Source organism: Pseudomonas songnenensis, from assembly GCF_003696315.1.
GTDB lineage: Bacteria > Pseudomonadota > Gammaproteobacteria > Pseudomonadales > Pseudomonadaceae > Stutzerimonas > Stutzerimonas songnenensis.
The window spans coordinates 307,203-330,818 of the sequence record NZ_RFFN01000001.1; the positions used below are offsets into that span (position 1 = coordinate 307,203).

Below are 23,616 nucleotides of genomic sequence, written 5' to 3' on the forward strand. Positions count from 1 at the left end.
GGTGAAAGTCCCTTCAGAAACCGGAAACACCGGCAGCCCGTAGCCGGTGGCGCAACGGTTGCAGATCTGCCGTGCGAAAGAAGTTGTGCAGCCGGTCTGCCCGAGTCGGTCCGATACCCGGTTCGCTCAGCCATTGCTCGAGGCTGCGCGCAGCTAGAACGTCCCAGTCGGTTTCCGGAGCGAGCGAAATGCTGGCTGGTATACCGAGTGCCTTCAGCCATTGCCCCAGCGGCCGTTGGCGCGCCAGGGCGAAGCTCGCAGCGAGCCTGTCGGCGCGTGTCTTGCCGATGCCAGGCGCCTGTTGCAGCGCTGCCGCGTCCAGCTCAAGCCAGGCAAGCAGGTCGGGCAGCAAGCCGGCGTTCAACAGCGCTTGCCAGCTACCGGCGCCTGTTCCGGGAAGATGAAGACCCTGCTTGCCGCTCAGCCAGACCAGGCGCGCGATGAACTGCTGTTCACAGCCGGCTGTCGGTCGCCAGCAACTGCCTGCGTGATACAGGCCCGGGTCGGGCACGGTCAGCGCGGGCCGTGCGGCGCTGCGCCAGACTACCGAGTGCAACTGCGGGATGGTGTGCCCGGCCAGAACGATGGCTACCTGGTCACCCGGGCGCACGTCCAGGGTGCGCCAGCGCTCCAGCGAGCCGAGGCTGAGCGTGCGGATCTGCCGATCGTCCAGGCGTACCGGCGCCAGCCGCAGCAGCGGTGTGATCCGACCGGTGCGGCCGATGCGAAAGTCCACGGCACGAACTTCGCTCACCGCGGTGCGCAGGGGGTACTTCCAGGCGGCGGCCCAGTGTGGCTCGGCCTGCCAGCGCTCGGCAGGCGGGCGCGTGCCTTGCCGCAACACCACGCCATCAGTGGCGAATGGCAGCGGTTGCCGATACCACTGTTCGCGCCAATGCCGCGCTTGCGCGAGATCCGCTAGCGGCAGGCTGAAGCGCTGACTGTCTCGGAACCCCATGGCGGCGAGCCGCTGCAGGCGGAGGCTCATCGCCTCCGGCCCGTTCGGCCAGTCCCAGACGAACAGACCGATCTGCGTTGCCGTATCGGTATCCAGCCGATTGCTGGCCATGGCGCCGGCCACACGGCTGCGTGCGCCTGTGCTGCCATGCGTGGCCTGCACATGCTGCTCCAGACGCCAGTAGAGTTCGCCCTGCAGTATTACCTCGCCCTGCTCTGCAAGCCGGGACGGCACCGCTGGCAGCTGCCGGGCGTGGGCCGTCCAGTCCTGCCCGCGGCGACCGTCGCCGCGGCTGATGGCCTGCAGCAACAGGCCGTCGCGATAGACCAGGGTGATTGCCACGCCGTCCACCTTCGGCTGAATCCACAGATTCTCGCGGCGTGCGATCCAGTCGGCGACCGCCTGCTCGTCGGCGAGCTTGGCCAGCCCGGTCTGCATCACCGGATGCCGTACCGGACCGCCGGCGCCGGCCAACGGATCCTGTGCCGTGACGGTGCTCGGGAAACAACGCTGCCAGTCGTGCAGCTGCGCGCGGCTCTGGTCGTAGATTTCGTCATCCACCAGCGCCACGCCGCGGCGGTGATAGGCCTCGTCCCAGTGCTGCAGCTGTTGTTGGAGGCTGGTGATTTCCTGTTGCGCTCGCGCATCGTTCCAGGTCGGACAGGTGGCGAGGCAAACGGACGGGAAGAGGCACAGCGACAGCGCGATCAGGCGTTGCATGGCGAGCATCCTTGCTCTGATGAGTCGGGCTGGCCTCCGCTCGTTGAAGGCCAGTGGCTCATTGTCGCCGGCTCGACGCGGCGCGACCGTGCGTCAGCGCATGTTGAACAGTTCCTGGTGGAAATCCCTCGGTGGCAGGCCGTGGCGTTGCAGGTCCTTGCTCAGATCCTGACCGAAACCGGCCGGGCCGCAGAACCAGACGTCGCTGTCCTGCCACTGCGGCGCCAGCTGGCGCAAGCGCTCGGGTGTCAGCCGGCCGCCTTCACTGGCCACCAGCACGTGCAGACGCACCCGGGCGCGTTCGGCCAGCTGGCGAATGCGCTCGATAAAGCCCTGGTCGGGTGCGCTGGTGCAGTAGAACAGATCGACATTGTTGCCCTTGCCGCTTTCGGCGAGCGCCTGTAAGCGGCCAATGAACGGCGCGATGCCGATGCCGCCGGCGACCCAGATCTGCCGTGGCTTGCGGCTGTGGAAATCGAAGCAGCCATAAGGCCCTTCGACCTTTACCGCGTCGCCCACCTTCAGGGTGTCCGGCAGGGTACGGGTGTAGTCGCCGAGGCCCTTGATGGAGAAGGACAACTTGCCGTCGTTGCACCAGGCCGAGGACAGGCTGAAGGGGTGAGGCCCTTCCTTGTCGTCGAAGGTGACGAAGGCGAACTGCCCGGCCTTGTGCCCCGGCCAGGGGCCGTCGAGCTTGATATCGACGCGCAGCACGCGGTTGTCCCGATGGTGGGTCAGGCTTTCGATACGACCGACTACCTGATGCTTGCGACCGATACGGCGCAGCAGCGAGATGCAGGCGGCCACCGAGCCCGAAACGATCAGTACTGCGAGTACCAGGCCCAGCGGCGAGGTCCAGTAGCCGGGCGGGGTCAGCACCACTGCATGCACCACCAGCGCCAGGTAGACCAGCGCCAGCCAGCGGTGCGTCTTGAAGAACCAGCGGTAGGGGAAGCGCTTGACCAGCGCCAGCACGATCAGGATTGCCGCGGCATAGAAGGCCCATTCGCCAATCGTCTCGGCGAGGCCGCGAAAGCGCTGCAGAAGGGCGAAAATGCCCTCGTGCATCTGGTCCTCGCCCGCACGTCTTGCCGGCTTTTCAAGCCAGCCGAAGCCGACCAGCCATTTCGGTATCTGCCCCCAGCCCCAATGGAAGAGGGCGATCACCAGGGCGCTGATGCCCAGCCACTTGTGCAGCCGATAGGTCTTGTCCAGGCCATCGAAGAAGCGTTCGAAGCGCCGTGGCCGCACCGCCAGCACCATCGCCACGCTCATCGCGGCGATGCCGAGTACGCCGCTGTAATGCACCAGCACCTTGCGCAGCGGCCAGATCTGATAACGGCCGATGATGAAGTCGTCCACCAGCAACCAGAGCAGCGTCAGTCCGACGAACAGCGCGACGTAAGTGAGTTTTATCTGTCTCATCTCGGGAAAGCCTCCTTGCTGGCGCGCATTTGCCAGCGCTTCCAAGCATGTATGTGTCGCCATTGCGTCGCCATGATCACGATCACTGTGAGTCGTGACCGGGGGAAACGGCGGGCGCCCTGCGTTGCGTTTTTATCTACAATTCCGCCCCGATTCCTCGAAGAGACGAGCCCGTGCAACCAGTGATCGCCATCGAGCAGCTCACCAAGACTTACGCTTCCGGCCACCCGGCGCTCAAGCGCATCGACCTCGACATCCGCAAGGGCGAGATCTTCGCCCTGCTCGGCCCCAACGGCGCCGGCAAGACCACGCTGATCAGCATCATCTGCGGCATCGTCAATCCCGGCAGCGGTCGCGTACTGGTCGACGGCCACGACATCGTCCAGGACTACCGCGCCGCCCGCTCGAAGATCGGACTGGTGCCGCAAGAACTGTTCAACGAAGGATTCGAGAGCGTCTGGGCGACAGTGCGTTTTTCGCGCGGGCTGTTTGGCAAGGCGCCGGACGATTCGTTCCTGGAGAAACTGTTGCGCGATTTGTCGCTGTGGGACAAGCGCAATGCCCGCATCCTCGAGCTTTCCGGCGGCATGAAGCGTCGGGTGATGATCGCCAAGGCGCTGTCCCACGAGCCGTCGATCCTGTTCCTCGACGAGCCCACCGCGGGCGTCGACGTGGAGCTGCGTCGTGACATGTGGGAAATGGTCCGCGGCCTGCGCGAACGCGGCGTGACCATCATTCTCACCACGCACTACATCGAAGAGGCCGAGGAGATGGCCGACCGCATTGGCGTGATCAGCAAAGGCGAGATCATCCTGGTGGAAGACAAGGATGTGCTGATGCGCAAGCTCGGCAAGAAGCAGCTGACCCTGCATCTGCAGCGGCCGCTGGCCGAGATTCCGATGGAGCTGGCCAGCTATCCGCTGGAGCTCACCGATGCCGGCAACCAGTTGGTATTCACCTTCGATGCGCAGCACGAGGACACCGGCATCGCCGACCTGCTCAAGCGGCTGGCTGCCCACGGCATCGATTTCAAGGACCTGCAGTCGAGCCAGAGCTCGCTGGAAGACATCTTCGTCAACCTCGTTCACGGGCGCTGAAGGAACAACTGCATGAATCTCTACGCGATCCGCGCGATCTACCTGTTCGAACTGGCGCGCACCTGGCGCACCCTGCTGCAGAGCATCGCCACCCCGGTGATCTCCACCTCGCTGTACTTCGTGGTATTCGGCTCGGCCATCGGCGCGCGCATGGAGGCCATGCACGGCATCCCCTACGGCGCCTTCATCATCCCGGGCCTGATCATGATGGCGCTGCTGTCCGAGAGCATCTCCAATGCCTCGTTCGGCATCTACATGCCGCGCTACTCGGGGACTATCTACGAGGTGCTGTCGGCGCCGGTGTCCTACGTCGAGATCGTCATCGGCTACGTCGGCGCAGCGGCGACCAAATCGCTGATTCTCGGCGTGATCATCCTGGTGACGGCGCGGCTGTTCGTCGATTACCAGATCCAGCATCCGCTGATGATGGCGCTGTTCCTGGTGCTGACGGCGGTCACCTTCTGCCTGTTCGGCTTCATCATCGGCATCTGGGCCGATGGCTGGGAAAAGCTGCAGATCGTCCCGGCGCTGATCGTCACACCGCTGGCCTTTCTCGGTGGCAGCTTCTACTCCATCGAGATGCTGCCGCCGCTATGGCAGAAGATCACGCTGTTCAACCCGGTCGTGTACCTGATCAGCGGCTTCCGCTGGAGCTTCTACGGCGTCTCGGACATCAGCGTCGGCATCAGCCTGGCGATGATCCTCGGCTTTCTCGCCGCCTGCCTGCTGGCGGTGTGGTGGATCTTCAAGACCGGCTATCGGTTGAAAAACTGAGTCAGAAACGAAAACGCCCGCAGATGCGGGCGTTTTCAATTACAGCACTTGAAGCTTACTTGCCGAACATCTTGCCGAGGCCGAGCACGGCATCCTTGGCCTGGGTCACGGCCTGGACCTTCTCGTCGATCGCCGTGCTCTGTTCGGTAGCGCTGGCATTGGCCGCCAGTTCTTCACCATTCAGTTGTGCGCAGCCGCCTTCCACCTGGGCAATGGCATTGCTGAGCTTCTCGTTGCCAAGCATCTGGCCGAGCATCTTGCCGGTTTCCAGATTGCCTTGCTGGGCGGTCAGCTGCTGTTCGCATTTGGCCTGCGCATCGCTGGTGGCCGCCTGCAGCGAGGCGCTCGAGAGGGCGAGGACGGCACAGCCGAAGAGGTGGGAAATACGCATGGATAAGCTCCTTGTAATGTCGATCACGGCAGGTGATCGATCGAGTCCATTCGAAAAGGGCGGCGATGATAGCTGTTAGCCTGCTGCGCGCAAAGGCTCTGGCATGCAGGTTTCGTGAAGTGGTGCAGGTTGCGTGATGCTGGATGCATCCGGCCCTGAAAGCAGAAAACCCCGCGCAGCTCACGCCGGCGGGGTTTTCCGTTGACCGGAGGTCGCTTACAGCCCGGCGGCGGCGCGCAGGGCGTCGGCCTTGTCGGTACGCTCCCAGGTGAAGGCGGTGAAGGTGTCGGCACCCACCGTCATTTCATAGGGGGTGCGGCCGAAGTGGCCGTAGGCCGCGGTGGCGCGATACATCGGGTGCAGCAGGTCGAGCATGGTGGTGATCGCGAAGGGGCGCAGGTCGAAATGCTCGCGCACCAGGGCGATGATCTTGTCGTCGCTGAGCTTGCCGGTGCCGAAGGTGTTCAGCGAGATGGAAGTCGGCTGCGCCACGCCGATGGCGTAGGACACCTGGATCTCGCAGCGCTCGGCGAGGCCGGCGGCGACGATGTTCTTGGCGACGTAGCGGCCAGCGTAGGCAGCGCTGCGGTCGACCTTGGACGGATCCTTGCCGGAGAACGCGCCGCCGCCGTGACGGGCCATGCCGCCGTAGGTGTCGACGATGATCTTGCGTCCGGTCAGACCGCAGTCACCCACCGGGCCGCCGATGACGAACTGGCCGGTCGGGTTGATGTGGTACTGGGTGTCCTTGTGCAGCAGCTCGGCCGGCAGGCTGTGCTTGATGATCAGCTCCATCACCGCTTCGCGCAGGTCGCTCTGCTTGACGTCGGGGTTGTGCTGGGTCGACAGCACCACGGCGTCGATGCCGGCGACCTTGCCATTCTCGTAGCGGCAGGTGACCTGGCTCTTCGCGTCCGGGCGCAGCCACGGCAGCAGGCCGTTCTTGCGTGCCTCGGCCTGGCGCTCGACCAGGGCGTGGGAGAAGCGGATCGGCGCCGGCATCAAGACGTCGGTCTCGTTGCTGGCGTAGCCGAACATCAGGCCCTGGTCGCCGGCGCCCTGGTCTTCCGGCTTGCTGCGGTCGACGCCCTGGGCGATATCCACCGACTGCTTGCCGATGATGTTGATGATGCCGCAGGTGGCGCCATCGAAACCGACTTCCGAGCTGTTGTAGCCGATGTCGATGATGACATCGCGCACCAGTTGCTCCAGGTCGACCCAGGCCGAGGTGGTCACTTCACCGGCAACGATCGCCACACCGGTCTTGACCAGCGTCTCGCAGGCCACGCGGGCGTGCTTGTCCTCGGCGATGATGGCGTCGAGCACCGCATCGGAGATCTGATCGGCGATCTTGTCCGGATGCCCTTCGGACACGGACTCGGAGGTAAAAATCGAATATTCGCTCATCTATCGGTTTCCTATTACCGGTGGGTGAGTCGGCTGTCAGGGGCGAGCCGGGAAAAGTACCGGGCCTGGATCTGAAAACCGTTCTTCAAGCCAATGTAGAGGCTCTCGCCGGGCGTGAGCCCCGCGGCATCGGCCCAACGGGCCAGATCGTCCTGTTCGAACCCCAACCACAGATCGCCGCAGGCCTCCCTGGCCCAACTCTGGTTGTGGCTGCACAGCTCCGTGACCAGCAGACTGCCGCCTGCGTTCACCAGTCGTGCCAGTTGTTTCATCGCTTCGCCTGGCGCCGCCAGGTGATGCAGCACCATGTTCAGTATCACGCAGTCGGCCGGCGGGCAGTCGTCGTGCAGGGCGTCGGCGAGCTTCAGCTCGACATTGAGCAAGCCTGCCTCGTCACAGCGCGCCCGCGCCAGATCGAGCATGGCCGGGCTGTTGTCCAGCGCCACCACGCGGGCGAAGCGTCTTGCCAGCTCCGGCAAGAAGCTGCCATCGCCCGGACCGACTTCCAGTGCCGTGGCGTTGTTGTCGAAGTTCAGAGCGTCGAGCAGCGCCAGCACGCTGTCGCGGTATTGCGGCAGGCCGGCGATCAGATCCTGGCGCGTCTGGAAGCTGTCGGCCATGCGCGCGAAAAAGTCCTCGCTGGCGGCGCTGCGCTGGGCGTGCACGGCAGCGATGCGGGCCTCGATCTCGTGCGGCAACTCCAGTCGATCCGCCTCTTCCAGCAGCGCTGCATGCAACCGGCCGCCGAGGCTGTCGGCCTGCGGCAGGCTGCGCCGATAGAACACCGCGTTGCCTTCACGGCGTGTCGCCAGCAGGCCGGCCTGGGTCAGCACCTTGAGGTGATGGCTCATGCCGGACTGGCCGATGGCAAAGATCTGCGCCAGCTCGAGGACGCCGAACGAATCACTGGACAGTGCGCGCAATACCTTCAGGCGCAAGGCATCACCGCCGGCCTTGCACAGCGAGGCAAGCTGGTCACTGGTGTCGTGGGATATCTGGGGCATGCGCAGGCTCATAAGCCGCGCAGTCTAGTCGGTCACTTTTCGTACAGCAAGGGCAGTATCAAAAAGTTTTGATATTGCCCTTGGGTGCGCAGGGTTACTCCAGCAGACGGGACAGTCCAAGGGTGCACGACACCAGGCCCAGGCCGATGAGGAAGTAGTTGGGCAGAATATCCAGCAGGCGCTGGATCAGCCCTTCGCCGGCCAGGCGGCGCGACAGCAGGCTGTAGGCGAGCAGGATGCTCAGATCGATCACCGCCCAGATCACGATCAGCACCGTCGCCTGAGGGGCAAACGGCTGTGCGGGCAGGATGAAGCCGGGCAGGAAGGCGAGAAAGAACAGAATGTCCTTCGGGTTTGACAGGCCCACGGCCATGGCCCGCCAGAAGTAATGCGCTTCGCTGCGTTTCGGTGTGGCGGTTTCGCTGCGCCCGCCACACAGGCCGTCGCAACCCAGCCAGATCAGGTAGAGCCCGCCGAGGATCTGCCCGGCCTCGAGCACCAGGGGGTCGAGATCCAGCGCCAGATAGATCATTACCAGCGCGGCGATCATCAGGATTTGCGCCGAGATCGCACCGCCGAGGATGGTCCACAGCGGCCAGCGGCGGCGGGCGTCGGCCACCACCAGGGCGACCACCGGACCGGGGGAGGCGATCAGCAGGGCGACCGCGGCGGCGAAGGCGAGATAGGTGGCGTTCATAGTTCGGTCACCAGGCCGAAGACCCGGCTGCGCTGGCCCAGCCGCTCGGCGTAGAAGTTGGGGTTGGTGATGGCGAAGGCGCGCTGGATCCAGCGGTCGCTGCCGTCGAAACGTGCGCTGAAGGGGCTGCGCGCATGGGCGGTGCGGCGATTGTCGATGATCAGCATGTCGCCGCAGTTCAGGCGCACCGGCTCGACCACCTCCCAGGCGATGGCGCGCAGCTTGTCCATCAGCTGCTGGGCCCGGCTGCTGAAGGCCAGCATGAATTGGGGGTCGAAGCGAAAGAAGGGCGCATCCGGGTCGCCATAAAGAATGGTCTGGTGGCGATTGATGTCGATGCGCTGGTTCTTGCTCGTCGGGCCGTAGTCGGAAAGGAAGTTGTAGGGTTCGGTAAGGAAGAATGCCCGCTCCTCGAACGTCAGGCGCTCGAGAATGCGCTCGCTTGAGGCGACATAGGTGACGGCTTCGGCGTCCGGGTCCTGGCGCAGGCAGAGCAGCACGAGGTAATCGGGCAGTACGGCATGGAAGGCGTTTTCCGTATGCAGGTCCAGCTCGGTATCGAAGCTGTCCGACGTGGCCGCCCGGGAATGGGCCTGCTGGGGAAAGAAATTATTGACGATGCAACCATCGGATTCCTGCACGTAACCGATCGGTTCGCCAAGCAGGGCGGTGGCCTGCAGGAGCAGGCGCTCGCTGCTGTCATCCGGCTTGCAGAGATGGTCGCGACTCAGCGGCGTCGGCGGGACTTCGCCGACGGGTAGGCTCTCGAGCGTCATGAAGCCTTTCTTGTTGCCGAAAAGTCTGAAATTCAGGATCTGGCCGATCTGCTCATGCTGCAGCGCGCTCTTCTCTACCGCATTGGCCAGGAGCGTCTCGTAGTATTTGTTCTGCATGGCATCCTTTCCTGAGTTTTAATTGGTGCGCGAGGGCGTTAAGGGAATACCGAAGCTGGCCCGGAACCCATTGCTGGCGCAGTATTGGGAGGCTGGAAAGGATTGGAAAATGGAAAAAACAACCCATAAGGATGAGTTTTAGTCATGCCGGATTCGGTCGTCGCAGTCCCACGCATGCCGCCTCTCTATGCGCTGCGGGCCTTTGAGGTGGCGGCGCGTTTCGGGTCGTTCACCCAGGCAGCGCAGAGCCTGTTCATCACCCAGAGTGCGGTGAGCCGGCACGTGAAGACGCTGGAGGAGCACCTGGGCTGCCAGCTGTTCGAGCGGCATGGCTCGCGATTGGCGTTGACCGACGCCGGGCGCTTGCTGGCGCAGGAGCTTAAGATCGGCTTTCGCACCATCGAGAACGCCTGCGTCGCCGTCACCCGTCAGCGGGGTGCGCTACGCCTGAAAGCGCCGTCCACCCTGACCATGCGCTGGTTGCTGGGCACGCTGGAGGGCTTTCAGATGGCCAATCCGCAGAGCCGTGTGCAGCTCACCAGTGCCTGGATGGACCTGGATGCGGTGGATTTCAGTAGCGAGCCGTTCGACTGCGCAATCCTGCTCGGCAACGGCGGTTTCCCGGCTGATTGGCGACGGGTGAAGCTGTTCGACGAGTGGCTGGTACCGGTTTGTGCGCCGGAACTGCTTGGCGCCTTGCCCTGGAATACGCAGCACCTGGCCGAGGCCGAGCTCATTCACCCGTCGCGCGATTGCCGGGACTGGCGGCGCTGGTTGCAGCGTACCGGCCGCGCGGATCAGGTGGCCTGGCAGCAGGGCAAGCTGTTCGACACCCTGGAGCTGGGCATCTCCGCCGCGGCGCAGGGGCATGGCGTCTCGATCGGCGATCTCGCGTTGGTTGGCGCGGAGCTGCAGCGCGGCAGCCTGGTGCTGCCATTTCAGCAGGCGGTGAAGTCCGGCGACAGCTATTACCTGGTCTGGCCGGGCGCAGGCAACGAGTCGGCCACCCTGACACGCATGCGCGACTACCTGCTCGAGCATCTACCGGATATCACCAGCCAGGGCGTCGAGCTGTTGGATTGAGCGCGCCTGCCGGGCGATTCAGTCATTGCCGGGGCGACCCTCGGTAGGGGAAAATGGCCGCCTTTTTCTACGTACACCCCGCAGGAGATTCAGCGATGCCCAGCCGTCGTGAGCGAGCCAATGCCATCCGCGCCCTCAGCATGGATGCTGTGCAGAAAGCCAACAGCGGCCACCCGGGTGCCCCCATGGGCATGGCGGACATCGCCGAAGTGCTCTGGCGCGACCACTTGAAGCACAGCCCGACCAACCCGCAGTGGGCCGACCGCGATCGCTTCGTGCTGTCGAACGGCCACGGCTCGATGCTGATCTACTCGCTGCTGCACCTGACCGGCTACGACCTGTCCATCGATGACCTGAAGAACTTCCGCCAGCTGCACAGCAAGACCCCGGGCCACCCGGAGTTCGGCTACACCGCCGGCGTCGAGACCACCACCGGGCCGCTGGGCCAGGGCCTGGCCAACGCTGTCGGTTTCGCCGTGGCCGAGAAGGTCATGGCGGCGCAGTTTAACCGCCCCGGCCACAACATCGTCGATCACAACACCTACGTGTTCCTCGGCGACGGCTGCATGATGGAAGGCATCAGCCACGAAGTCTGCTCGCTGGCCGGCACGCTGGGCCTGAACAAGCTGATCGCCTTCTACGATGACAATGGCATTTCCATCGACGGCGAAGTCCACGGCTGGTTCACCGACGATACCCCGCGCCGCTTCGAGGCTTATGGCTGGCAGGTGATCCGCAATGTCGACGGCCATGATGCCGACGAAATCCAGATGGCTATCGAGACCGCGCGCAAGAGCGATCGCCCGACGCTGATCTGCTGCAAGACCATCATCGGCTTCGGCTCGCCGAACAAGCAGGGCAAGGAAGAATCCCACGGCGCGGCCCTGGGTGACGCCGAAATCGCTCTGACCCGCGAAGCGCTGGGCTGGAAGCACGGCCCGTTCGAGATTCCCGCGGAGATCTACGCCGAGTGGGACGCCAAGCAGAAGGGCGCCGACGCCGAGAACGAGTGGAACAAGCGCTTCGCCGCATACGAGGCCGAATTCCCCGGACTGGCATCCGAATTCAAGCGGCGCATGGCCGGCGAGCTGCCGGCTGACTTCGCCGAGAAAGCCAGCGAATTCATCCGTGAAGTTGCCAACAAGGGCGAGACCATCGCCAGCCGCAAGGCCAGCCAGAACTGCCTGAACGCCTTCGGTCCGCTGCTGCCGGAGCTGCTCGGCGGCTCGGCTGACCTGGCCGGCTCCAACCTGACCCTGTGGAAGGGCTGCAAGCCGGTGGTGGCCGAGGATGCCTCGGGCAACTACATGTACTACGGCGTGCGCGAGTTCGGCATGGCCGCGATCATGAACGGCATCGCCCTGCACGGGGGCCTGATCCCCTACGGCGCGACCTTCCTGATGTTCATGGAATACGCGCGCAATGCCGTGCGCATGTCGGCGCTGATGAAGCAGCGTGTGCTCTACGTGTTCACTCACGATTCCATCGGCCTCGGCGAAGACGGTCCGACCCACCAGCCGATCGAGCAGCTGACCAGCCTGCGCACCACGCCGAATCTGGACACCTGGCGCCCGGCGGATACCGTCGAATCCGCGGTGGCCTGGAAGCATGCGGTCGAGCGCAAGGACGGCCCGAGCGCGCTGATCTTCTCGCGCCAGAACCTGCCGTTCCATGTGCGCGACAACGAAACCGAAGCGGCCATCGCCCGCGGCGGCTACATCCTGAAGAACTGTGCCGGCGAGCCGGAACTGATCCTGATCGCCACCGGTTCGGAAGTCAGCCTGGCAGTGCAGGCCGCCGACAAGCTGACCGAACAGGGCCGCAAGGTGCGCGTCGTCTCGATGCCGTGCACCAGCGTGTTCGACGCCCAGGATGCGGCCTACAAGCAGCAGGTGCTGCCGGTGGAAGTCGGCGCACGCATCGCCATCGAGGCGGCGCATGCGGACTACTGGTACAAGTACGTCGGCCTCGACGGTCGCATCATCGGCATGACCACCTACGGCGAGTCGGCTCCGGCCAACCAGCTGTTCGAGGAATTCGGCTTCACCGTCGACAACATCCTCGCGGTCGCCGAAGAGCTGCTGGAGGACTGATCGCGACGATGGGTGGATGGCTGCGGTCATCCATCCCATCAAGCCCCCATCCGCGTAGGGTGGCGAGCCATCTGCCGCTTTCCACCTGCAGGACCGACGAGAACCCATGGCCAACGCCCGTCCCTATCGCGTCGCTCTCAACGGCTACGGCCGCATCGGCCGCTGCGTGCTGCGTGCATTCTATGAGCGTGGCGCCGCCTTCGATTTTCAGTTCGTTGCCCTCAACGATCTGGCCGACATGGCCAGCCTGGAATACCTCACCCGTTTCGACTCCACCCACGGCCGGTTTCCCGGCGATGTGAGCGTCGACGGCGACTGCCTGCATCTGAACGGGCACTGCGTGAAGGTGCTGCGCGAGTCGACGCCCGAAGCCATCGACTGGCGTGCGCTGGATGTCGATCTGGTGCTGGAGTGCTCCGGCGCCTACACCAGCCGTGCCGATGGCGAGCGCTTCCTTGCTGCCGGGGTGCCGCGGGTGCTGTTTTCCCAGCCGATGGCCAGCGCGGCGGACATCGATGCCACGGTGGTCATGGGTATCAACCAGCAGCAACTGACCGGCGCCGAGCGGCTGATCTCCAACGCATCCTGTACCACCAACTGCGGGGTGCCGTTGCTCAAGCTGCTCAACGATGCGGTGGGCATCGAGTACGCCTCGATCACCACCATTCACTCGGCGATGAACGACCAGCCGGTGATTGACGCCTACCACCATGAGGACTTGCGCCGCACCCGTTCGGCCTTTCAGTCGGTGATTCCGGTGTCCACCGGGCTCGCCCGCGGCATCGAGCGCCTGCTGCCGGAACTCTCGGGGCGGATTCAGGCCAAAGCGGTGCGGGTGCCCACGGTGAACGTGTCCTGCCTGGACATCACGCTGCAGACGGCCTGTGATACCGATGCGCAAACGATCAACCGGGTACTGCGCGAGGCAGCCGAGCATGGCCCGTTGAAGGGACTGCTGGCTTACACCGAGCTGCCCCACGCCAGTTGTGATTTCAACCACGACCCGCATTCGGCGATCGTCGACGGCAGCCTGACCCGCGCGTCGGGCCCGCGGCTGGTGAACCTGCTGGCCTGGTTCGACAACGAATGGGGATTCGCCAATCGCATGCTCGACGTCACCGACCACTTTTTGCGCGTGGCTGGACGTCCCTAGCGGCCCGCGCCTGGAATATCGCTTCTCGACCTTAAGGAAGACCAACATGACCGTTTTGAAGATGACCGATCTCGACCTCCAGGGTAAGCGCGTGCTGATCCGCGAGGACCTCAACGTGCCGGTGAAGGACGGCGCGGTGAAGAGCGATGCGCGCATCCTGGCCTCGTTGCCGACCATCAAGCTGGCGCTGGAAAAAGGCGCCGCGGTGCTGGTCTGCTCGCACCTGGGCCGTCCGGAAGAGGGTGTCTACAGCGAGGAAGACAGCCTCAAGCCGGTCGCCGACTACCTGTCCAAGGCCCTCGGCCGTGAGGTACCGCTGATCAAGGATTACCTCGACGGCGTCGAAGTCCAGCCGGGTGAGCTGGTGCTGCTGGAGAACGTGCGCTTCAACAAGGGCGAGAAGAAGAACACCGATGAGCTGGCGCAAAAGTACGCTGCCCTGTGCGACGTCTTCGTCATGGACGCTTTCGGCACGGCCCACCGCGCCCAGGGCTCGACCCACGGCGTGGCCAAGTTCGCCAAGGTCGCCTGCGCCGGCCCGCTGCTGGCTGCCGAGCTGGAAGCGCTGGGCAAGGCACTGGGCAAGCCGGCACGGCCGATGGTCGCCATCGTCGCCGGCTCCAAGGTATCGACCAAGCTCGACGTGCTGACCTCGCTGGCCGATATCTGCGACCAGCTGATCGTCGGCGGCGGCATCGCCAACACCTTCCTCGCCGCGGCCGGCTACAACGTCGGCAAGTCGCTGCATGAAGCCGATCTGCTCGACACCGCCAAGGCCATCGCCGCCAAGGTCGCCGTGCCGCTGCCGGTGGACGTGGTGGTCGCCAAGGAGTTCGCCGAGAGCGCCGAAGCCACGGTCAAGGCCATCGCCGACGTCGCCGACGACGACATGATCCTGGACATCGGCCCGAAGACCGCAGCCATGTTCGGCGAGATGCTCAAGGCCTCGCAGACCATCCTCTGGAACGGCCCGGTAGGTGTGTTCGAGTTCGATCAGTTCGGTAACGGCACCAAGGTGCTGGCTCAGGCCATCGCCCAGAGCCCGGCATTCTCGATCGCTGGTGGTGGTGACACCCTGGCGGCGATCGACAAGTACGGCGTGGCCGAGCAGATCTCCTACATTTCCACCGGCGGTGGTGCTTTCCTCGAGTTCGTCGAAGGCAAGGTGCTGCCGGCGGTCGAGGTGCTGGAGCAGCGCGCCGGCTGATCTCGTCGTCGAGGCGAATGCCTCGCTCGGCTCAGGTTGCCGGCGTCATGGCGCTGGCAACGTTAATGGCCTGCAGGCAACCCCGGCCGCTCGCCGTGGTCTTTGTTCTATCTTGAACAAGGAAAGGGGAAGCACCATGCGCTATGCCGTCGTTGCACTCTGCTGTCTGGGCCTGGCCGGTTGCGCCGGCAATTCGCCGGATACGGCTTGCCAGGTGCTCGACCCGCCGCCGGTGCTCAGCCCGACTGCCGAGCATGACCAGCGCGTGGAGATCCAGGCCACCGGCGACCCGACCATTACGCAAGGCGGCCTGCAGGATTGCCCCTGATTGACGCCTGCCAAGGAGAAGGAATGAAACGAGGCCTGTCCATGCTGATTGCAGCGTTGCTGCTCGGCGGTTGTGGCCATTGGCAATCTGGCCCGGACGCGCCGTTCGTGCGCTGGAAATGCCAGAGCCAGCAGAACATCGCCTGGCGCTACGCCAACGAGCAACGCACCGCGATCGACCTGAAAGTTGGCAATAGCGAGCGTATTCACAGCCTGCGCAAGGAACCTGCAACGCGTGGCAGTTTCTATAGCGATGGCGTTATCGCCTTCCATGACAAGGGTAACGAGGCGCTGGTGTATCGCATTGCCGATGACAAGCTGCTCGCCCACGGCTGCAGTGCATCGCTCATCAGCATCTAGCCGTAAAACGAGTAGAAGCTGCCCCGTCGATTTGGGGCATGAATTGAAAGCGCTGGCGGGACGCTGGCATTTGTCGCTCCCGCCTCTACAATGCCGCGCCGCGTGCGGCGCTTGAACAGCGCCGGCCACTGCGGCAGGCTCTACACGATCAAACGACCCAGACCGGGAGAAAGGAAAACATGGCACTCATCAGCATGCGCCAGATGCTCGACCACGCCGCCGAGTTCGGCTACGGCGTGCCGGCCTTCAACGTCAACAACCTCGAGCAGATGCGCGCCATCATGGAAGCGGCCGACAAGACCGATTCCCCGGTGATCGTCCAGGCTTCCGCCGGTGCGCGCAAATATGCCGGTGCGCCGTTCCTGCGTCATCTGATCCTGGCGGCCATCGAAGAATTCCCCCATATCCCGGTGTGCATGCACCAGGACCATGGCACCAGCCCGGACGTCTGCCAGCGCTCGATCCAGCTCGGCTTCTCCTCGGTGATGATGGACGGTTCGCTGCGCGAAGACGGCAAGACCCCGGCCGACTACGACTACAACGTCCGCGTGACCCAGCAAACGGTCGCCTTTGCCCATGCCTGCGGTGTCTCCGTCGAAGGTGAGCTGGGTTGCCTGGGCAGCCTGGAAACCGGCATGGCCGGTGAGGAAGACGGCGTCGGCGCCGAAGGCGTGCTCGATCACAGCCAGCTGCTGACCGATCCGGAAGAAGCCGCCGACTTCGTCGCCAAGACCAAGGTCGACGCTCTGGCGATCGCCATCGGCACCAGCCACGGCGCCTACAAGTTCACCAAGCCACCGACTGGCGACACCCTGTCGATCCAGCGCATCAAGGAAATCCACGCGCGTATCCCGGATACCCATCTGGTGATGCACGGTTCCTCCTCGGTGCCGCAGGAGTGGCTGCAGATCATCAACCAGTACGGCGGCGAGATCGGCGAAACCTACGGCGTGCCGGTCGAGGAAATCGTCGAGGGCATCAAGTACGGCGTGCGCAAGGTCAATATCGACACCGACCTGCGTCTGGCTTCCACCGGTGCGATTCGCGAGTTCATGGCGAAGAACCCCAGCGAGTTCGACCCGCGCAAGTACTTCGCCAAGACCGTCTCGGCCATGCGCGACATCTGCATCGCCCGCTACGAAGCCTTCGGCACCGCCGGCAATGCCAGCAAGATCAAGCCGATCTCGCTCGAAGGCATGTTCCAGCGCTACGCCAGTGGTGAACTGGACCCGAAGATCAACTGATCGGTCCGGATATGAAAAAGCCCGCTTCGAGCGGGCTTTTTCGTGTGCGCCTGACTCGCTCAGCTGGCGAGCAACTGCTGGATCTGGCTGCGCAACGTATCCAGGGCGAAGGGCTTGGCCAATACCGGCGCGGAGCGGGCGATCGGGCTGCCCGACTCGTAGATCTCGATGGGATAACCGCTGATGAAGATCACCTTGAGGTCAGGCCGAAGCTTGAGCGCAGGTTCCGCGATCATTACCCCCGATACGTTGCCCGGCAGGCGAAAGTCCGTTACCAGCAGATCCAGGTGTGGCTTGGTCGCCAGGATTTCGAACGCCTTGGGCGCACTGTCTGCCTCTAGCACCTGATAGCCCTCGCCGGCCAGATAATCGGCGAGCAGGCTGAGGATATGCGGCTCGTCTTCGACGAGCAGGACGATTTTCGGCGGTGCGTGGTTCATGGTGGTCTCGATGTTGCCTTACGTGCTGCATGCCAGCCCGTTGCGAGCCGGACAGGGTTTCGACAGGCTGCGCGCTGCAAGTTTCAGTCCTGCAGCCGGACGGTCATCACTTTCCCTGCGCTGCTGTGCGCTGGCGCACGTTGTGGGCGTCATCCTCGCCGCTTCCGGCGCAGCGCTCAATGCCGACCTTAGCCGGGGGCGCCGAGCCGGGGGTGCCCAGCCCCCGAGCCGGCTGGCCTTGGGCTGCGGGCCGCGGTAGGGTGGTCGGCCAGGTATCGCAGGAGTACATCATGAGCGAATCGGAACAGGCCGCGCAGCGCACGCTCGAGTATTACCGCCTCAATGCGGACGCCTTTCGCGAGGGCACCCGCGAGCATGACGTCAGCCAGAACCTCGATGCCCTTCTGCGTCACATTCAGGCACAGCCCCCGCTGCGCATTCTCGATCTTGGCTGCGGTCCGGGACGAGACCTCAAAGCACTTACTGGTCGGGGACATGTCGCGGTAGGGCTCGACGGAACCGAAGCGTTCGTTCAGATGGCTCGCGCTGAAAGCGGCTGCGAAGTCTGGCATCAGGACCTGCTGCATTTGCAATTGCCGTCCGAGTCGTTCGACGGCATTTTCGCCAACGCCGTGCTGTTCCATGTACCGAGTGCCCATCTACCCGAGGTGCTGTCGCAGTTGCACGGCACGCTGAAGCCGGACGGGGTGCTGTTCTGCTCCAACCCGCGCGGGCAGGACGAGGAGGGCTGGAACGGGGATCGCTACGGCGTCTGGTATAGCTGGCCGACCTGGCGCGCGCATGTGCTGGCGGCCGGGTTCGTGGAACTGGAGCACTATTACCGGCCGGCGGGGTTGCCCCGCGCGCAGCAGCCGTGGCTTGCCAGTGTCTGGCGCAAGGCCTAGGCGGACAGCGCAGGCCGCAGAATGCAACCTGCGTCACGCTTTATATTGCGTTTTGCACGGCTTAATGCTTTGGCTGGTTTAGCTAACTATATGTTTTTAAACGATAAAATCTGAATATCAGGGTTGGCACGAACGCTGCTCCGTTAAGTCCGCTGGAACTTATTGGAGTACAGAACAATGACCGCTGCACAACAATTCCTTACTGCTGCCTTTCCTGAGTTCGAAGTGCTCACCGAGCCCCGCCCGGATGGCGGCTTGCTGCTGACCCTGCGCAACGACGACCGCACCCTGGTCAAGCGTGCGCTGTCCAAGGGGCAGACCCAGACCCGGATTCAACTGGAGTGGGTCGTCAGCTCGGTTCGTCGCGACCTGGCGCTGGAGGCGGGGATGTCGCCTTCCATCGCGCACCTGCAGAGCCAGAGCCGTACCGCACTGCCTACCTACGAGTACGCCTGAGCCGCCCCGGCTGCGGGATGACCGCAGCCATATTTTTCGACACCGGGCCCCAGAGCCCGGTTCGTTTGCCGTGAAGCCGAAGAGGATTGCCGCATGAACGCCATCGACCTGTTGATTGAGGATCATGAGCGCGTGAAGGACCTGCTGACGCGCCTGACCGATTCCACCGAGCGCGCCGTGAAGACGCGTACCGAACTGCTGAGCAAGCTGGAAATGGAAGTGACCATCCACACCCAGCTGGAAGAGCAGATTCTCTATCCCGCCTACAAGGAAGCTGGCGGCAAGGAAGAGGCCAAGATGTACCACGAGGCCAAGGAAGAACACCGTGCGGTGGATGCGCTGGTACTGCCGGATCTGAAGGTGACCGATCCGGGCAGCCTCGAATTCTCCGGACGGGCCAAGGTGTGCAAGGAGTTGCTTGAGCACCACATCGAGGAAGAGGAGTCGGAAATGTTCCCGCAGGCGCGCGAGCTTTTCGATGCCAAGCGCCTCGAAGAGATGGGCGAGCAGATGATTGCGCTGCGCAACCGCCTGAAAAAGGAACTGACGGCCAAGCAGGCCGCCTGAGTTCCGCGTCTCCTACGCCGGGGCCCACAGCCCCGGTCTGCTCGACCATGGTCTGCCCCCGGACCACCTGCTTTTGCTGACCTGCATCAAAACCGGCCCGTGACTGCGCTGCGACCCTTAGTGGCTCGATGGCATCATCTGGCGCATATCCTCGACGCAACCCTTGCTCGTAACTGCATGGCGTGCAGTCCGAGTGGCGTGTGTCCAGCGTACAGGGGCGGGGATGGAAGACGAGCTGAAGGCACTGCTACAACGAGTCGGGCTCGGCCTCGACCAGATTCTCGTGCGCAAACGTTACCTGCAGTGGCAGGCCAGTGACGGGCTGCGTCTGAATCGCGCCGCGGCGGAGCTGGAATCTGTGCACCCGGCCTTCATCGACCGACTCTACGAACACCTGAATGCTTTCGGTCAACCCTCCGCCATGCAGAACGATTCCGTCGGGATCGCACGGCTGAAACAACGTCAGCTGGAGTATTACCGCCGCCTGTGGAACGGCCCTTACGAGCGTGATTACGTACGCGACCGCCTACTGGTCGGGCTGGTGCATCAGCGTGTTGGCGTCGATCTGGAATGGTATCTGGGGGCGTACCGCCTCTACCTGTCGGAAATGCTGCGGACTCTGCTGGGAGACGGCGAGCAGCATGCGCTTTACGACAGCCTGCTGAAGATCGTCTTCTTCGACATGATCCTCGCGATCGACACCTACAGCGCGGCGCAGCGGCATGCGCTGGAGGACAGCGAGGCGCGACTGACCCGGGCACTGCGCGGCTCCGAGGATGGTATCTGGGAGTGGGACGTCGAGCGCGATCAGCTGCACCTCTCCGAACGCTGGACCGCCATGCTGGGGATGCCGGTGCAGGCCGGCTATTGCAGCCGCAGCTGGTTCGAACGTGTGCACCCGGACGACCTGCCCGGGCTGCGCGAGGCAATCGCCGCCCACCTCAACGGCCGCTCGCCTTCGCTGGCGCACGAATACCGTGTGCGCATGGAGACGGGTGAGTATCTCTGGGTGCTGGTGCGAGGGGTGGCCGAACGTTGCGAGCAAGGCACGCTGCGCATGGCAGGTTCGCAGACCGATATCAGTGCACGCAAGGCGGCGGAGGAATGCCTGCGCCACGCTGCTCGCCACGATGCGCTGACAGGTCTGGCCAACCGCCTGCATCTCGATGAGCTGCTCAAGGAGGTGCAGCAGCGTCCGCATGGTCGAGCCGCTGCCTTGCTCTTCATTGACCTGGACCGCTTCAAGCTGATCAACGACAGCCTCGGCCATGGCGCTGGCGATCAGGTGTTGGTCGAAGTCGCGCAGCGGCTGTTGCGCTGCCTGCGCCCCGGCGATCATCTGGCGCGCTTCGGTGGTGACGAGTTCGTTGCGTTGCTCGGTGACCTGGCCTGCGAAGCCGATGCCGAGCGCGTGGCGCAGCGCATGCTGGTCGCCCTGCGCGAGCCGTTGCAGCTTGGCGAGCGCACGCTGTCGGTCAGCGCCAGCATCGGCATCGCCCCCCTGCAGCGTGACGGGCAGGCGCTGAACGTCCTGCAGGCAGCGGACCTTGCGCTGTACCGCGCGAAAAGCGCCGGCAAGGATCAGTTCGCGCTGTTCTGCGATGGCCTGCATTCCAAGGCTGCACGCCAGTTGGAGCTGGAAAGCGCACTTGCGCAGGCGCTGACGCGCCGGGAGTTCACGCTGCATTACCAGCCGATCTGCCGAGTGGAGCAGGGCCAGCCCTATCTGCTCGGCGTCGAGGCGCTGCTGCGCTGGCGGTTCGAGGACAAGCCGGTTGCGCCCATCGAATTCATTCCGGTCCTGGAAGAGTCCCGCGAGATCGTCCGGGTCGGCGAATGGGTGCTGCGTGAAGCCTGTCGCCAGGTCCGCCGCTGGCAGCAGGCAGGGCAGACGCAACTCTACTGCGCAGTCAATCTGTCGATCCGGCAGCTGCAGCAGGTCGACTTTGCCGAACTGCTGGCGCGGGTATTGTGTGAAACCGGGCTGCCGCCGCAGAGCTTGCTGCTGGAGATCACCGAGACCCTGCTGATGCACGACAGCGAGATGATGCTGAACTGTCTGCACGAGGTCGCTGCGCTGGGGGTGCGCCTGGCGCTGGACGACTTCGGCACGGGCTACTGCTCGCTTGGGTATCTGAAACGCTATCCGCTGCACGTGCTCAAGGTCGATCGCAGTTTTATCGCGGCAGCCCCGGATGACGCCGATTCGGTCGCGATCAGCGGCGCGATCATCGGATTGGGGCAAAGCCTCGGTCTGGCAGTGGTGGCCGAAGGGGTTGAGCGACCCGAGCAGATCGAGTTTCTCGTCGCGCAGGGTTGCCAGGCGGTTCAGGGCTACTGGTTCAGCCCGCCGCGGCCGGCGCACGAGTTGCAGGCGCTGTTCGATGGTACACGCCGAGCCGACGGTCTCTGGGGCTTGCAGCAGCTCCGGTAGCCAGCGATCGATTGCGATGATCGTCGCGATGGCAGCACCGGAGCCGCCGGCAATCGGGCCGGCAGGGGCACTCTTGCGTCTCGAAGCGGTCAACCTTCTGTGAATCTGACGATTCAAGAATTCTCCGGCTACCCGTCGGACCACCCTGAAGGAGGTTAACCATGCGTCTTACCTATCTGCTGCCCCCCGTACTCGGACTCTTGCTGGTCGGTTGCGGCCCAGACGAAGACCGCGAGCGTGAGCCGACTCCGCCGCCAGCGACTACCGAGCAGCCTGCCGCACCTTCCACCGATACCACCACACCGCCAGCTGGCACTGGCACCGGTACCGCTCCGAGCACCGGAACGGGCACTGGCACCGGCACCGGCACGTCTGGCGACATGGCCACTCCGCCCGCCGACAACGGCAGCGGCCTGGGCACCGAATCCGGTTCGGGCACTGCGCCCAGCACTGGTACGGGCACCGGCACTGGCACCGGCACTTCGCAGTAAGCGCGGTACCACCTGACCCAGGCACCTTGCGCATTGCGCGAGGTGCCTACCGCAGGAGAAATCGATGAAGTGGAATTATCTATTGGCCTGCGCCCTGAGCGCGCTTGCCATAGCGGGTTGTTCACCGGACGAAGAAGAGTCGGCGCTGGACAACAACACCCGCAACCAGCAGGAATATCAGAACACCGCGACCGATCCCGCAGGGCCGCGACAGATTTCCCCGCCGTCCAACCGGACCAACGAATAAGCGAATGTGCTGCTGCGCTGGCTAGACGTACTGTCCGGCCGCGTAGCCAGATGCCCAGGCCCACTGGAAATTGAACCCCCCCAGGTGGCCGGTGACGTCGAGGACTTCGCCGACGAAATACAGTCCCGCGGATTTCTGCGATTCCATGGTCTTCGACGACACTTCCCGCGTGTCGACTCCCCCCAGCGTCACCTCCGCGGTGCGATAGCCCTCGGTTCCGGCGGGAACCAGCTGCCAGTCCGCGAGTTTTGCGGCGATCGCTTCCAGTTCACTGGGTACGTACTGCTTGAGCGGCTTGGACTCGAACCAGTGCTCGCACAACAGGCCGGCCATCTTGCGGGTGAAGACTTCACCCAGCACCGTTTTCAGCTCGGCGTTGGGCCGTTCCTGTTTCTGCGTGGCCAGCCACTCGTTCAGGTCAAGGTGGGGCAGCAGGTTGATATGTACCACGTCGCCTGGTTGCCAGTAGGAGGAGATCTGCAGGATCGCCGGCCCCGACAAGCCGCGATGGGTGAACAGGATATTCTCGCGGAAGCTCTGCCCGTTGCAGCTGACCAGGCAGTCTTCGACCGATGTACCGGACAGCTCGGTGCAGATGGTCTTGAGCTGTGGTTCGGTGATGGTGAATGGCACCAGCCCAGCCCGTGTCGGCAGCACACTGTGGCCGAACTGCCGGGCGATCTGGTAGCCGAAGCCGCTGGCGCCCAGGGTGGGAATCGACAGGCCGCCGGTGGCGATCACCAACGACTGGCAGCGCACCGCGCCGATGCCGGTCTGCAGCCGATAACCATCCTCATGCCTGGTGATGGACTCGACCGCCGTATCCAGGCGCAGATCGACGCCTGCCTTGGCACATTCGTCGAGCAGCATCTCGAGGATGTCGCTGGACTTGTTATCACAGAACAGCTGGCCGAGCTTTTTCTCGTGATAGGCGACGCCGTGGCGGCTGACCATCTCGATGAAGTCCCATTGGGTGTAGCGCGCCAGCGCGGACTTGCAGAAGTGCGGGTTGCTGGAAAGGAAGTTCGCCGGCTCGGTGTACAGGTTGGTGAAGTTGCAGCGACCGCCACCCGACATGAGGATCTTCTTGCCGGCCTTGTTGGCGTGGTCAAGCAGCAGCACCTGGCGTCCGCGCGCCGCGGCGGTGAAGGCACACATTAGCCCGGCCGCACCGGCGCCGATCACCACCACGTCAGTCTGCACCACTGCTTACCTCGCGCAAAAGGCGCGATGGTACTCCTGC

At 64.1% G+C, this 23,616-nt stretch carries 24 protein-coding genes; 15 read left to right on the plus strand and 9 right to left on the minus strand.

Features of this window, described 5'->3' with window-relative positions:
* Positions 1-13 precede the first annotated feature (13 nt).
* Together ligB and EA798_RS01440 are read right to left on the minus strand one after the other, a co-directional pair.
* Positions 14-1,678 carry an NAD-dependent DNA ligase LigB gene (ligB, locus tag EA798_RS01435; RefSeq protein ID WP_122097799.1) on the minus strand — a complete coding sequence of 555 codons (1,665 nt, stop codon included), beginning with the start codon at positions 1,676-1,678 and terminating at the stop codon, positions 14-16.
* A 93-nt stretch (positions 1,679-1,771) separates the two neighbouring features.
* Positions 1,772-3,103 (minus strand): ferredoxin reductase family protein, encoded by a 1,332-nt coding sequence (locus EA798_RS01440; protein WP_122097800.1) that lies wholly within the window; start codon positions 3,101-3,103, stop codon positions 1,772-1,774.
* Positions 3,104-3,276: 173 nt separating this feature from the next.
* Here EA798_RS01440 and EA798_RS01445 point away from each other — a divergent pair, with 173 nt between their 5' ends.
* Both EA798_RS01445 and EA798_RS01450 read left to right on the plus strand, forming a co-directional pair.
* Positions 3,277-4,200 carry an ABC transporter ATP-binding protein gene (locus EA798_RS01445; protein WP_106157319.1) on the plus strand — a complete coding sequence of 308 codons (924 nt, stop codon included), beginning with the start codon at positions 3,277-3,279 and terminating at the stop codon, positions 4,198-4,200.
* 12 nt (positions 4,201-4,212) lie between these two features.
* Positions 4,213-4,974 (plus strand): ABC transporter permease, encoded by a 762-nt coding sequence (locus EA798_RS01450; RefSeq protein WP_122097801.1) that lies wholly within the window; start codon positions 4,213-4,215, stop codon positions 4,972-4,974.
* 55 nt (positions 4,975-5,029) lie between these two features.
* Here the strand turns inward: EA798_RS01450 and EA798_RS01455 are convergent, their stop codons facing one another.
* The 5 genes from EA798_RS01455 to EA798_RS01475 form a co-directional block, all read right to left on the minus strand.
* Complete coding sequence (locus tag EA798_RS01455; RefSeq protein ID WP_122097802.1) at positions 5,030-5,365, minus strand: hypothetical protein; 336 nt, start codon at positions 5,363-5,365, stop codon at positions 5,030-5,032.
* A 216-nt stretch (positions 5,366-5,581) separates the two neighbouring features.
* Positions 5,582-6,772 carry a methionine adenosyltransferase gene (gene metK / locus EA798_RS01460; protein ID WP_122097803.1) on the minus strand — a complete coding sequence of 397 codons (1,191 nt, stop codon included), beginning with the start codon at positions 6,770-6,772 and terminating at the stop codon, positions 5,582-5,584.
* A gap of 14 nt (positions 6,773-6,786) precedes the next feature.
* Entirely contained in the window at positions 6,787-7,788 is a 1,002-nt protein-coding gene (locus tag EA798_RS01465; protein WP_122097804.1) for an ArsR/SmtB family transcription factor, read from the minus strand.
* An 82-nt stretch (positions 7,789-7,870) separates the two neighbouring features.
* Positions 7,871-8,473, minus strand: a complete 603-nt coding sequence (locus tag EA798_RS01470) for a LysE family translocator (RefSeq protein WP_106157324.1) — start codon at positions 8,471-8,473, stop codon at positions 7,871-7,873.
* Positions 8,470-9,366: a TauD/TfdA family dioxygenase gene (locus EA798_RS01475; RefSeq protein ID WP_122097805.1), complete on the minus strand. Its 897-nt coding sequence runs from the start codon at positions 9,364-9,366 to the stop codon at positions 8,470-8,472. The genes EA798_RS01470 and EA798_RS01475 overlap by 4 nt, the downstream gene beginning before the upstream one ends.
* Positions 9,367-9,510: 144 nt before the next feature.
* On the opposite strand from EA798_RS01475, the gene EA798_RS01480 reads away from it, so the two are divergent.
* The 7 genes from EA798_RS01480 to fba all read left to right on the plus strand — a co-directional run bounded on the left by EA798_RS01480 (position 9,511) and on the right by fba (position 16,833).
* On the plus strand, positions 9,511-10,449 hold the full coding sequence (locus tag EA798_RS01480; protein WP_122097806.1) for a LysR substrate-binding domain-containing protein: 939 nt from the start codon (positions 9,511-9,513) through the stop codon (positions 10,447-10,449).
* A gap of 95 nt (positions 10,450-10,544) precedes the next feature.
* The gene (gene tkt, locus EA798_RS01485; protein WP_122097807.1) at positions 10,545-12,542 is read left to right on the plus strand and encodes a transketolase; all 1,998 of its coding nucleotides are present in this window, start codon (positions 10,545-10,547) and stop codon (positions 12,540-12,542) included.
* 106 nt (positions 12,543-12,648) lie between these two features.
* Positions 12,649-13,695, plus strand: coding sequence for an erythrose-4-phosphate dehydrogenase (gene epd, locus EA798_RS01490; RefSeq protein ID WP_106157328.1), 1,047 nt, complete (start codon positions 12,649-12,651; stop codon positions 13,693-13,695).
* A 46-nt stretch (positions 13,696-13,741) separates the two neighbouring features.
* Positions 13,742-14,902 carry a phosphoglycerate kinase gene (locus tag EA798_RS01495; RefSeq protein WP_122097808.1) on the plus strand — a complete coding sequence of 387 codons (1,161 nt, stop codon included), beginning with the start codon at positions 13,742-13,744 and terminating at the stop codon, positions 14,900-14,902.
* A gap of 136 nt (positions 14,903-15,038) precedes the next feature.
* Positions 15,039-15,230: a hypothetical protein gene (locus EA798_RS01500; RefSeq protein ID WP_015275337.1), complete on the plus strand. Its 192-nt coding sequence runs from the start codon at positions 15,039-15,041 to the stop codon at positions 15,228-15,230.
* A 23-nt stretch (positions 15,231-15,253) separates the two neighbouring features.
* Positions 15,254-15,589 carry an MliC family protein gene (locus EA798_RS01505; RefSeq protein WP_122097809.1) on the plus strand — a complete coding sequence of 112 codons (336 nt, stop codon included), beginning with the start codon at positions 15,254-15,256 and terminating at the stop codon, positions 15,587-15,589.
* A gap of 179 nt (positions 15,590-15,768) precedes the next feature.
* Entirely contained in the window at positions 15,769-16,833 is a 1,065-nt protein-coding gene (fba, locus tag EA798_RS01510) for a class II fructose-bisphosphate aldolase (RefSeq protein WP_038656248.1), read from the plus strand.
* Positions 16,834-16,892: 59 nt separating this feature from the next.
* Here fba and EA798_RS01515 read toward each other — a convergent pair whose 3' ends face one another.
* Entirely contained in the window at positions 16,893-17,273 is a 381-nt protein-coding gene (locus EA798_RS01515; RefSeq protein WP_015275339.1) for a response regulator, read from the minus strand.
* 290 nt (positions 17,274-17,563) lie between these two features.
* On the opposite strand from EA798_RS01515, the gene EA798_RS01520 reads away from it, so the two are divergent.
* The 6 genes from EA798_RS01520 (at position 17,564) to EA798_RS01545 (ending at position 22,373) form a co-directional block, all read left to right on the plus strand.
* Entirely contained in the window at positions 17,564-18,178 is a 615-nt protein-coding gene (locus tag EA798_RS01520; RefSeq protein ID WP_122097810.1) for a class I SAM-dependent methyltransferase, read from the plus strand.
* 177 nt (positions 18,179-18,355) lie between these two features.
* Complete coding sequence (locus EA798_RS01525) at positions 18,356-18,634, plus strand: DUF3509 domain-containing protein (protein WP_013984288.1); 279 nt, start codon at positions 18,356-18,358, stop codon at positions 18,632-18,634.
* A gap of 93 nt (positions 18,635-18,727) precedes the next feature.
* A complete protein-coding gene (locus EA798_RS01530) occupies positions 18,728-19,201 on the plus strand; it encodes a hemerythrin domain-containing protein (protein WP_106157332.1) in 474 nt (157 codons plus the stop codon).
* A gap of 223 nt (positions 19,202-19,424) precedes the next feature.
* Positions 19,425-21,635, plus strand: a complete 2,211-nt coding sequence (locus tag EA798_RS01535) for a putative bifunctional diguanylate cyclase/phosphodiesterase (RefSeq protein WP_106157333.1) — start codon at positions 19,425-19,427, stop codon at positions 21,633-21,635.
* 161 nt (positions 21,636-21,796) lie between these two features.
* A complete protein-coding gene (locus EA798_RS01540) occupies positions 21,797-22,126 on the plus strand; it encodes a hypothetical protein (protein WP_106157334.1) in 330 nt (109 codons plus the stop codon).
* Between the two features lie 64 nt (positions 22,127-22,190).
* On the plus strand, positions 22,191-22,373 hold the full coding sequence (locus tag EA798_RS01545) for a hypothetical protein (RefSeq protein ID WP_122097811.1): 183 nt from the start codon (positions 22,191-22,193) through the stop codon (positions 22,371-22,373).
* A 21-nt stretch (positions 22,374-22,394) separates the two neighbouring features.
* Here EA798_RS01545 and EA798_RS01550 read toward each other — a convergent pair whose 3' ends face one another.
* Positions 22,395-23,579 carry a BaiN/RdsA family NAD(P)/FAD-dependent oxidoreductase gene (locus EA798_RS01550; RefSeq protein ID WP_122097812.1) on the minus strand — a complete coding sequence of 395 codons (1,185 nt, stop codon included), beginning with the start codon at positions 23,577-23,579 and terminating at the stop codon, positions 22,395-22,397.
* Between the last annotated feature and the right edge of the window lie 37 nt (positions 23,580-23,616).

What these genes read in the sequence shown, in the direction of transcription:
- ligB (WP_122097799.1), bottom strand. Translation starts at nt 1,678, where the DNA reads ATGCAACGCCTGATCGCGCTGTCGCTGTGCCTCTTCCCGTCCGTTTGC.
- EA798_RS01440 (WP_122097800.1), bottom strand. Translation starts at nt 3,103, where the DNA reads ATGAGACAGATAAAACTCACTTACGTCGCGCTGTTCGTCGGACTGACG.
- EA798_RS01450 (WP_122097801.1), top strand. Translation starts at nt 4,213, where the DNA reads ATGAATCTCTACGCGATCCGCGCGATCTACCTGTTCGAACTGGCGCGC.
- EA798_RS01455 (WP_122097802.1), bottom strand. Translation starts at nt 5,365, where the DNA reads ATGCGTATTTCCCACCTCTTCGGCTGTGCCGTCCTCGCCCTCTCGAGC.
- metK (WP_122097803.1), bottom strand. Translation starts at nt 6,772, where the DNA reads ATGAGCGAATATTCGATTTTTACCTCCGAGTCCGTGTCCGAAGGGCAT.
- EA798_RS01465 (WP_122097804.1), bottom strand. Translation starts at nt 7,788, where the DNA reads ATGAGCCTGCGCATGCCCCAGATATCCCACGACACCAGTGACCAGCTT.
- EA798_RS01470 (WP_106157324.1), bottom strand. Translation starts at nt 8,473, where the DNA reads ATGAACGCCACCTATCTCGCCTTCGCCGCCGCGGTCGCCCTGCTGATC.
- EA798_RS01475 (WP_122097805.1), bottom strand. Translation starts at nt 9,366, where the DNA reads ATGCAGAACAAATACTACGAGACGCTCCTGGCCAATGCGGTAGAGAAG.
- EA798_RS01480 (WP_122097806.1), top strand. Translation starts at nt 9,511, where the DNA reads ATGCCGGATTCGGTCGTCGCAGTCCCACGCATGCCGCCTCTCTATGCG.
- tkt (WP_122097807.1), top strand. Translation starts at nt 10,545, where the DNA reads ATGCCCAGCCGTCGTGAGCGAGCCAATGCCATCCGCGCCCTCAGCATG.
- epd (WP_106157328.1), top strand. Translation starts at nt 12,649, where the DNA reads ATGGCCAACGCCCGTCCCTATCGCGTCGCTCTCAACGGCTACGGCCGC.
- EA798_RS01495 (WP_122097808.1), top strand. Translation starts at nt 13,742, where the DNA reads ATGACCGTTTTGAAGATGACCGATCTCGACCTCCAGGGTAAGCGCGTG.
- EA798_RS01500 (WP_015275337.1), top strand. Translation starts at nt 15,039, where the DNA reads ATGCGCTATGCCGTCGTTGCACTCTGCTGTCTGGGCCTGGCCGGTTGC.
- EA798_RS01505 (WP_122097809.1), top strand. Translation starts at nt 15,254, where the DNA reads ATGAAACGAGGCCTGTCCATGCTGATTGCAGCGTTGCTGCTCGGCGGT.
- fba (WP_038656248.1), top strand. Translation starts at nt 15,769, where the DNA reads ATGGCACTCATCAGCATGCGCCAGATGCTCGACCACGCCGCCGAGTTC.
- EA798_RS01515 (WP_015275339.1), bottom strand. Translation starts at nt 17,273, where the DNA reads ATGAACCACGCACCGCCGAAAATCGTCCTGCTCGTCGAAGACGAGCCG.
- EA798_RS01520 (WP_122097810.1), top strand. Translation starts at nt 17,564, where the DNA reads ATGAGCGAATCGGAACAGGCCGCGCAGCGCACGCTCGAGTATTACCGC.
- EA798_RS01525 (WP_013984288.1), top strand. Translation starts at nt 18,356, where the DNA reads ATGACCGCTGCACAACAATTCCTTACTGCTGCCTTTCCTGAGTTCGAA.
- EA798_RS01530 (WP_106157332.1), top strand. Translation starts at nt 18,728, where the DNA reads ATGAACGCCATCGACCTGTTGATTGAGGATCATGAGCGCGTGAAGGAC.
- EA798_RS01535 (WP_106157333.1), top strand. Translation starts at nt 19,425, where the DNA reads ATGGAAGACGAGCTGAAGGCACTGCTACAACGAGTCGGGCTCGGCCTC.
- EA798_RS01540 (WP_106157334.1), top strand. Translation starts at nt 21,797, where the DNA reads ATGCGTCTTACCTATCTGCTGCCCCCCGTACTCGGACTCTTGCTGGTC.
- EA798_RS01545 (WP_122097811.1), top strand. Translation starts at nt 22,191, where the DNA reads ATGAAGTGGAATTATCTATTGGCCTGCGCCCTGAGCGCGCTTGCCATA.